Source organism: cf. Phormidesmis sp. LEGE 11477 (assembly GCF_015207105.1).
GTDB lineage: Bacteria > Cyanobacteriota > Cyanobacteriia > Phormidesmidales > Phormidesmidaceae > Phormidesmis.
The window spans coordinates 36540-45340 of sequence record NZ_JADEXO010000043.1 but is presented as its reverse complement, the minus strand read 5'-3'; the positions used below and the strand labels follow the sequence as shown (position 1 = coordinate 45340).

The 8801-nt window shown below is 51.8% G+C and carries 10 protein-coding genes; 5 read left to right on the top strand and 5 right to left on the bottom strand.

The window, feature by feature from the left end; genetic code table 11:
- Nucleotides 1-570, top strand: a 570-nt coding sequence (locus IQ256_RS14115) for a phospholipase D-like domain-containing protein (RefSeq protein WP_193856178.1), incomplete at its 5' end; no start/stop codon positions are given.
- Nucleotides 571-734: 164 nt separating this feature from the next.
- On the top strand, nt 735-1070 hold the full coding sequence (locus IQ256_RS14110) for a diacylglycerol kinase (RefSeq protein ID WP_193856177.1): 336 nt from the start codon (nt 735-737) through the stop codon (nt 1068-1070).
- A gap of 35 nt (nt 1071-1105) precedes the next feature.
- Here IQ256_RS14110 and murG read toward each other — a convergent pair whose 3' ends face one another.
- A complete protein-coding gene (gene murG / locus IQ256_RS14105; protein WP_193856176.1) occupies nt 1106-2233 on the bottom strand; it encodes an undecaprenyldiphospho-muramoylpentapeptide beta-N-acetylglucosaminyltransferase in 1128 nt (375 codons plus the stop codon).
- Nucleotides 2234-2420: 187 nt separating this feature from the next.
- On the opposite strand from murG, the gene IQ256_RS14100 reads away from it, so the two are divergent.
- Nucleotides 2421-3248: a nuclear transport factor 2 family protein gene (locus IQ256_RS14100; protein WP_228024874.1), complete on the top strand. Its 828-nt coding sequence runs from the start codon at nt 2421-2423 to the stop codon at nt 3246-3248.
- A 77-nt stretch (nt 3249-3325) separates the two neighbouring features.
- Here IQ256_RS14100 and IQ256_RS14095 read toward each other — a convergent pair whose 3' ends face one another.
- The 3 genes from IQ256_RS14095 to purS form a co-directional block, all read right to left on the bottom strand.
- Nucleotides 3326-4105, bottom strand: coding sequence for a hypothetical protein (locus IQ256_RS14095; protein ID WP_193856175.1), 780 nt, complete (start codon nt 4103-4105; stop codon nt 3326-3328).
- A gap of 195 nt (nt 4106-4300) precedes the next feature.
- Nucleotides 4301-4999, bottom strand: a complete 699-nt coding sequence (gene purQ, locus IQ256_RS14090) for a phosphoribosylformylglycinamidine synthase subunit PurQ (RefSeq protein WP_193856174.1) — start codon at nt 4997-4999, stop codon at nt 4301-4303.
- Between the two features lie 12 nt (nt 5000-5011).
- A complete protein-coding gene (gene purS / locus IQ256_RS14085) occupies nt 5012-5287 on the bottom strand; it encodes a phosphoribosylformylglycinamidine synthase subunit PurS (RefSeq protein ID WP_193856173.1) in 276 nt (91 codons plus the stop codon).
- A 261-nt stretch (nt 5288-5548) separates the two neighbouring features.
- On the opposite strand from purS, the gene IQ256_RS14080 reads away from it, so the two are divergent.
- The gene (locus IQ256_RS14080) at nt 5549-5983 is read left to right on the top strand and encodes a Fur family transcriptional regulator (RefSeq protein WP_193856172.1); all 435 of its coding nucleotides are present in this window, start codon (nt 5549-5551) and stop codon (nt 5981-5983) included.
- Here the strand turns inward: IQ256_RS14080 and IQ256_RS14075 are convergent.
- The gene (locus IQ256_RS14075) at nt 5929-6534 is read right to left on the bottom strand and encodes a PadR family transcriptional regulator (RefSeq protein WP_193856171.1); all 606 of its coding nucleotides are present in this window, start codon (nt 6532-6534) and stop codon (nt 5929-5931) included. The genes IQ256_RS14080 and IQ256_RS14075 overlap by 55 nt on opposite strands.
- A 195-nt stretch (nt 6535-6729) precedes the next feature.
- Here IQ256_RS14075 and acs point away from each other — a divergent pair, with 195 nt between their 5' ends.
- The gene (gene acs, locus IQ256_RS14070) at nt 6730-8700 is read left to right on the top strand and encodes an acetate--CoA ligase (RefSeq protein WP_193856170.1); all 1971 of its coding nucleotides are present in this window, start codon (nt 6730-6732) and stop codon (nt 8698-8700) included.
- Nucleotides 8701-8801: the final 101 nt, after the last annotated feature.

The following is an 8801-nucleotide window of genomic DNA, read 5'->3' as shown; positions in this document are numbered from 1 at the left end:
GTCACTGTTCAATTCTCTCCGACCACTTCAAAATCGCCTTGGCAACAAAGCGTCAACGGACTTATCTCTCGTACTTTGGCCAGGGCCAATAGCAGCATCGACCTAGCCCTCTTTGTCTTTTCAGACCAGGGCATCGCCAACCAGTTAGAAACAGAAGTCAAAGCTGGCACCAAACTTCGCCTTTTAATTGATCCTGGGTTCGTCTATCGCAACTACAGCGAAGCCCTAGACATGCTAGGCATTACGCTACCCGACCACCGCTGCAAAATCGAAGCGCAAAATCGCCCCTGGCAAACGCCCATCCCATCAGTGGGCTCCCCACGGCTCCCAGCAGGCGACAAACTTCACCATAAATTTGCCGTTATTGACAATACCACCGTCATCGTCGGCTCCCAAAACTGGAGCCATGCTGCCAACACAAAAAATGATGAAACGCTCCTGGTCATTCGCAATCCCACCGTCGCGGCGCACTTCGATCGAGAATTCGAGCGACTTTACAGACAGCCCTACTTAGGAGACACCCCACTTCTGCAAAGAAAAATAGAAGAGAGCAAACAGAAATGCCCTTAACCTTGAGCGGAGGATAGGTTAGCTGATAATGATCGATGGAATGAGCGCCTTGATAAGGTAATGGAGAGAAAAAGCGATATCTGTCGCAAAGAGCCAGACGTAAAGAGCCAGACGTAAAGAGCAAGACCCTGTCCATGAACCCGTCCACAAGGTAGAGCGCCGATATGAAACGATTGTGGTCTGCTTTTCTTAATTCAGTTGATGGACTGGCTGCCGCATGGCGCGACGAAGCAGCTTTTCGGCAGGAAGCTATTGCTGCTGTTCTGCTTATTCCACTTGCAATATTGATTGCACCAGACACCGTATCGATGGCGCTGCTGATTAGTTCGGTACTGATTGTACTAGCTGTTGAACTGATTAATACGGCAGTCGAGTCGGCGATTGATCGCATTGGATTACACCGCGATGATTTAGCCAAGAAAGCAAAGGATACCGCCAGTGCTGCGGTGCTGGTGGCGCTGATTAATGCTTTGATAGTTTGGATTGTCGTTCTGCTCTGACACCGGCACGCTGCGTGACTAGACAGATAGTCGAATTAAGCGAAGAGTTGAGCTGAGATAATTTCAGCCATCTTGGCTGCACTGTCCACGGTCGACAGGCTGCGTGCTGCTTGAGACATATGCTCTAGTCTGCTAGGGGATGCTAATAGATCGAGTACTAAGCCCTGAAGCTTCTGCTCTTCTAGTTCTGATTGCTGATGGAGTTCTGCTGCTCCAGCTTTTTGAAAGGCGATCGCATTAAATGTCTGGTGATCCTCGGCTGCAAATGGATAAGGAATTAAAATCGAAGGCGTGCCCGTTACCGCTAGCTCAATCAAAGTTCCGGCTCCGGCTCGGCTGATCACCAGGTTCGCTCGGCTAAACAATGCCGCCATATTGCTGTAGAAAGGCCGGTGAACGTAGCACGCATGTTCAAAGCTATCTGCTTCTGGATCGTTTGTTCCGGTAATATGCACAATCCAAGCGCCAGAGTCTAACCAGGCAGGAGCAGCGTTTCGCACCAACTGATTGACCGCAACCGCTCCTTGACTGCCGCCGACGACGACAATCAACGGCACATCAGCCGGGATATCCAAATTGGCTAAGCTATCTGGTTCATTATCTAAAGCCGATAGGAACTGCGATCGCACTGGCGTCCCTACCACCACTGTCTGCGCCTTCGGCAAATGTGCCACCGCCTCCTCGAATCCTACGGCTACCGTTGTACACCAAGTGCTTAAGAACCGAGTCACCTTACCCGGCAGCGCATTCGACTCATGCAGTACGGCAGGTAATCCCAAAGACCGCGCTGCCAAAATTGCAGGTGCCGCAATGTATCCACCCGTTGTAAAGACGCCCTGAAACTGACCGCGCTTTAGCAGCCGCCGTACCTGCATCGTTGCCATTGCAAACCGCGCTAGCTGCTTAGCTGCATCGAGGCCTAATCCGCTTTGAACGCCGCCCATCTTCACCGTATGAAGTTTGTAATCAGCAGGCACTAGCTCTGTCTCTAGGCGATCGGGCACGCCTAGCCACTCAATCTCGCAGTCGGCAAGTTGCTGAGCCGTTGCGATCGCCGGAAATAAATGGCCGCCTGTGCCGCTAGCTGCAATCAAAAGCTTTGGCCTTCGCCTAGTCTTGCTAGTGGTCTCACTCGTCTTCTGTACCAGTAGCCCCTCGCTCATAAAACTGACCCCTTACAGCGGCACATGCTAGTCAAATACCGTATTAATACAATTTTCAGGTTACCTTGGTTTAAGGTACTATCTGCCAACCAATCCACCAATTTACTATTCACTTTTACTCCCTAGAATTAGTTTCTAAAAACATTAGCTGCTAGAAAAACTCTCAAAACGAAGGACACGCAAATTCATGGCCCTACGCCGCTCCTGGCCTCAACTTCGGTCTATCTCATTTCGGTTTAGATGTCAGCAGATAGTCGCTCCCCTAGTCATCGGCATAGCCAGTGGATTAGCTATCAGTATCGGCGCTGCCTCTGCTGCTAAAGCGGCTCCCGCCGAGAGCGCCCCGCCAGAGCTGACTGCCGCTATTGAAAATATGGAGACCGCTGCTTCTGAGCGAGATCTGACCGCTGTGATGGATGGCTACAGCCCCTCTTTTTCCAACGAAGACGGCTTTACCTACGAAACCCTAGAAACCGCCCTACAGACTTTCTGGGATCGCTATACCACCCTTTCATATCGGGTAGAGCTGCAGTCATGGGAGCCTACCTCAACCGGATTTTTGGCTGAAACGGTAACCTACGTCAGCGGCACCCAAATTGATAACGGTCAGAGTAGAGAACTAGAATCTATCATTCGTTCGCGGCAGGCTTACCAGGACGGCAAAATTATTTCCCAAGAGACTCTATCGGAGCGCAACCAGATGACATCAGGTGAAAAGCCGCCCTCTGTCTCTGTGATTTTAGCTGAGCAGGTAGAGAGTGGTGAGCAATATGACTTCGATGCAATTGTCCTAGAACCGCTTGGCAATCGCTACTTGCTCGGTGGGGTGATCGATGAGGGTGTGACCTCGACTGATTTCTTTGCTGGTCGCCCGGTTGAGCTAGAGCTGCTTTCCGCCGGGGGCCTGTTCAAGATTGGAGAAGCGCCTGATACGCCAGATAGTCGCTGGGTGTCGGCGCTGCTGGTGCGCGAAGACGGTGTCACTATTGTTACTAGAAGGTTGCAGGTCAACTAGTCGTCGATCGGCTAGTCCTAGATTCGGTTGACTGTGATCTTAGTCAAAGACAGTCGTGCGACAATGGTGTGCGATCGCTATCTGGATATTGCTCTGCTTCGCTTTTTAGCCACGCTGCTTTTGCCTTCTAAAACGATCTGCATTCCATCTAGGTAGGTGCTGATATAGAGCAGCAGCGCATGGATGAAAACAACAGTGCCGATTTTTTCTAGGGCTTCTTCGAGCGTAGTCAGCAGCGTGTAAGTCCAGGTTTGATCACCATTGAGATAGTGTTGATAGCCTGAGAGAGTTTCTAACCCCACCGCCCCCGACAGAAAAATGATAGCCGCCATGATGAACAGGGTTCTTACCTGCGGTGGCAGACGAGTGACAAAGCGAAGGTAGGCCAGAAAAAACAAGATCAGTAGCGGAATAGCGACAATAACCCAAGCATAGTTAAACACTTCTCTCTGGGTCGGGGCTAAACTTTCTAGGTCTGAGACTAGCCACTGGGCGATATTTTGACCTACTACAGCTCCCATCCGCTCGTGAATCTTGGCAATCTCATCAATAGAAAGCACGTAGAAAATAAGGCTAAGTACTGTCCAGTGCTTAGCGTATGTGTCATGCTGTCGCTGTTTGGCACGCGCGATCAGCGACAGTAAAATAGCGCTAAGCAGCAAAATACTCGCGGCGTACCAGGTTGGAAGACTGGACTCCGATCCCATTTTTAAGATAGACGTTCTGCCCACAAGGGATTCGATCAAACTAAGCCCGGTCAGAACGGCCACGACAACGAACAATAGGCGCGTGATTTGCTGTGGACGTAGCAAAACGCTATTCACCTGATCAAAACCTTCGTCGGAAGCTCTACGCACAAATCTAGCTCGTTGCAAGTGAGGACGTAACTGGTTGCCGCTGCACGTCTTTAGCCTGTCTGCCTCGTGTGCGATTGACTATAGCACTGGTTGCTTATCCCAGTACATTATCTCGCTACACTAGTAGCGCTAAAATCACTGACAACAGAGGCCCTAACGATAGCTGAGAGCCTCAATTTGGACTATTTGTCGCGCTCAGACTGCAGCCATCGCCGTTTGTAATAGCCCTTGAAACAAAGCAAGTCCATCGGTATTGCCAAGTGCTTTGTCTGCGGCTCTTTCGGGATGGGGCATCATGCCTAGGACGTTACCAGCCTGGTTACAGATGCCAGCGATGTTGTTGAGCGAGCCGTTAGGGTTAGCCGCTTCGTTGACTTCCCCTAGCGCGTCGCAATAGCGAAAAAGGATCTGGTTGTTGTCTTCTAGGGATTTGATAGTGTCGGCTTCTGCAAAGTAGCAGCCTTCACCATGCGCGATCGGCAGGGTAATGATGTGGCCTGGACTGTAGCCTTGAGTCCAAGGCAAATCGGTGCGTTCTACTCGCACAGGAGTGCGATCGCATACAAAGTGCAAATCCCGATTCCTAACTAGCGCCCCAGGTAATAGGCCCATCTCGGTCAGTACTTGAAAGCCGTTGCAGATGCCCATCACCTGTTTGCCCTGTTTGGCGTGGTCGACGGTAGCTCGCATCGCTGGGGAGAACTGGGCGATCGCCCCGCAGCGCAGATAATCGCCATAGCTAAATCCACCGGGTACGACGATCACATCTAGCTCAGAAAGATCGCTCTCTTCATGCCAGACCATACGGGTGGGCTGACCCAGGATGTCACGAAGGATATAGGCAATATCGCGATCACAATTTGCCCCCGGAAAAACGATGACGCCAAAATTCATAGAGTTACCTTCCTACGCTGCTTCAAAAACTTCCACGCAGTAATTTTCGATCACCGGATTCGCCAGTAGTTGATCGCAGATCTTGTCTAGCTGTTCCTGCGCCGACACCTTACTCTGAGCGGTCAAGTCGACCTCAATGTACTTGCCAATCCGCACTTTAGACACATTGTCGTGGCCCATATGGCTCAAGCCAGAGCGCACAGCCGTTCCCGCTGGGTCTAACACAGAAGGCCGCAAAGTCACATAGACCTTTGCTTGGTAGGATTGAACATCAGCAGATTGTGTCACCGCAACGGCCCCAAAAGAACACAAGTGATCCTACCTTATTTAATCTCACCCTCAATATTCTTCTATAGCGTCTGCCACGGCGCTGAATTCTCCGCTGCTGACTAAAGCTTTGCAGAATCACCGACCCAGCGATCGGTCGATACGTAGTCTTCAGCCTTCTTTTCGAGTCTGCAATCGCACGCTGCTATATAGCTTAAAGTGTAGTAAGACGCTCTCGCGTCAATCTTTTTGCAAAATCTCTTAAGGCTAAACAAAAGGCGAATGAAAAGCCGTCGTACCCGAAGCCAAACCCAAATTTTCGAGCTGATCAAGCGGCTTAAAGAAGCAGTCTCAGCTCAAGACCTCTATATTCATCTAAGGCAAGAAAAAAGCAGCATTGGCCTAGCCACCGTCTACCGTGCCCTAGAGTCTCTAAAACAAGAAGGCGTGATTCAAGTCCGCACGCTGCCCAGTGGCGAATCTCTCTATAGCCTTGTCCAGGCAGACACCCATCACCTTACCTGTGTTCGCTGCGGCCACTCCGCTGAAATGGCTGAATGTCCGGTTCATGGCTTAGAAACCCATCTTACCGAGTCTCACCACTTCCAAATTTTTTATCACACCTTAGAATTCTTTGGCCTGTGCGAACAGTGTCAGCAGCTTCAGCCAGATACAGAGGTCTCTCTACTCGACTCACCACGAACGGCTACTGGCTGAGTGATTGGCTGCTCTGCAGGTTGTCCTAAAAAGCTCATCACCTCTTCACACCAGGCCACCCAAGCTAGCTGCTGCCGAATGCCCGCTCGCAGTGCTAGGTACTGGAACTGACTTTCCCGAGACATTTGCGGCAGTTGTTCATACTGCCTAGCCACACTCTGATAGCTCTTCAGCCGTTCTCGGTGCTGTTGATAGTAGGCGTCTAGCATCGTTAATAGCGTTTCTGTCGGCACCGCGTGACCTACCGAAAGCTTCACCAGCAGCTCTGACTTCAGCGGCGCGATCTCTTCCTCTGTCTCACCAATCCACGCCTGTAGAAGCTGCCGTCCGCTCTCGGTGACGGTATACAGCTTCTTATTCGGTCGATTTTCCTGTTCAATTTTCTCAGAAGAAATATGCTCGTCTTCTTCTAGCTTGGCTAGTGCCTTATATATTTGCTGATGGCTAGCGCTCCAAAAGCACTCTACCGACTTATTGAAGCGTTTAACTAGGTCATAGCCGCTACAGGATTCGTTGAACAGCGCGGCCAAAATTGCGTGAGGAAGAGACATGTTTAAGGCCGAGAATATTCACCTATAGACATAGTAAATCAATTGATCCCCACTATGGTATGCGGTTGTAGTGGGCGATCGCCAAGCAAGGGAATGAGCCAAACTTTAAGAAACGAGACTTTGGCGGCGAAGCTGCAGGCAAACGCAGTATGGTTTTGAAAGATTTTCCAGCGCTGATAGTAGGCAAGCATCCACATGGCAGATTCCACCATCGAATCGATACTACAGGAGCAACGGGTATTCGAACCGCCCGCAGCGTTTTCTGCGGCAGCGCGGATACCGAGTATGGAGGCTTATCAGCAGCTCTATGACGAGGCGGCGGCTGATCCTGCTGCGTTCTGGGCGAAGCTCGCTGAAGAAGAGCTTGATTGGTTTGAGAAGTGGGATACCGTGTTGGACTGGCAGCCGCCGTTTGCGAAGTGGTTTGTCGGTGGCAAGATCAATATTTCGTATAACTGTTTGGACCGGCACCTGACGACAGATAAGCGGGACAAGACGGCGCTGATCTGGGAGGGTGAACCGGGTGATTCTCGGACGCTGACGTACGCTGAGCTGCATGCAGAAGTGTGTCAGATGGCAAATGTGCTCAAGGATATGGGCGTGCAGAAGGGCGATCGCGTTGGCCTATACATGCCGATGATTCCAGAAGCGGCGATGGCAATGCTGGCCTGTGCCCGAATTGGCGCAGCGCATACGGTGATATTTGGTGGGTTTAGTGCAGAGGCTCTGCGCGATCGCCTCAACGACGCCGAAGCGAAAGTCGTAATCACCGCAGATGGGGGCTTCCGCAAAGATAAACCGATGGGCCTCAAGCCCGCAGTGGACGCCGCCCTCGAAGATAATGCAGTGCCGTCGGTTACTAACGTTCTAGTCGTACAGCGCACCCAGCAAGCAATCGACTGGACAGAAGGCCGCGACGTGTGGTGGCACGATGTCAAGCCGTCGGCCTCTACCGACTGCCCAGCCGAGCCCATGGACAGCGAAGATCTGCTCTTTATCCTCTACACCAGCGGCACCACCGGCAAACCCAAAGGCGTCGTCCACACCACGGCTGGCTACAACCTCTATACCCACATGACCTTCAAGTGGACTTTTGATATCAAAGAAGAGGATATCTATTGGTGTACGGCAGACGTTGGCTGGATTACAGGCCATAGCTACATCGTGTATGGTCCGCTTTCTAATGGCGCAACCACGCTGATGTACGAAGGTGCGCCTAGGCCGTCTAACCCTGGGGCCTTTTGGGATGTAGTAGAAAAGTACAAAGTTTCTATCTTCTACACCGCGCCGACGGCAATTCGCGCCTTCATGAAGATGGGTAACAAGGAGCCAAATGCTCGCGATCTATCCTCTCTGCGGATCTTGGGCACGGTGGGCGAGCCGATCAACCCCGAAGCCTGGATGTGGTATCGCCAGGTAATTGGTGGCGATAACTGTCCGATTGTGGATACCTGGTGGCAAACCGAGACAGGCGGCTTTATGCTGACGCCGCTGCCAGGCGCAACGCCCACTAAACCTGGATCTGCGACTAAGCCCTTCCCTGGGATTGTGGCGGATGTGGTTGATGGCGAGGGGAACCCGGTGGGCGCAAACGAAGGCGGCTACCTGGTAGTGAAGTACCCCTGGCCGAGCATGATGCGTACGGTCTATGGGGACGATGCGCGCTTCCGGCGGACGTATTGGGAGCATATTCCCCCCAAAGATGGACAGTATTTATATTTTGCAGGCGATGGAGCACGAAAGGACGCCGATGGCTATTTTTGGGTGATGGGCCGGACGGATGATGTGCTCAATGTGTCGGGTCATCGACTGGGCACGATGGAGATTGAGTCGGCCTTGGTGTCGCATCCAGCGGTAGCTGAGGCGGCGGTAGTCGGTCGCAAGGATGAGATCAAAGGTGAAGACGTGTATGCGTTTGTGACCTTGGAGTCTACCTATTCGGCCAGCGATCAGCTAAATACTGAGCTGAAGCAGCACGTAGTCAAGGAGATTGGTGCGATCGCCCGCCCTGGTGAAATCCAATTTACCGACGCCCTACCCAAGACCCGATCTGGCAAAATCATTCGCCGCTTCTTACGCAACCTAGCTAGCGGCGAAGACGTTGTGGGTGACGCAACGACAATGGAAGATCAGAGCGTATTAGAAAAACTGCGCCAGGGTTCGTAACACGCTTGCCAAGATGCTCTAAATGAATAGTCGAGTCAATTGCACGCCTGGTACTGAGGAATTTTTCTTTAGGTAGACCCAGACTAAGGGGTCAGGCGGTA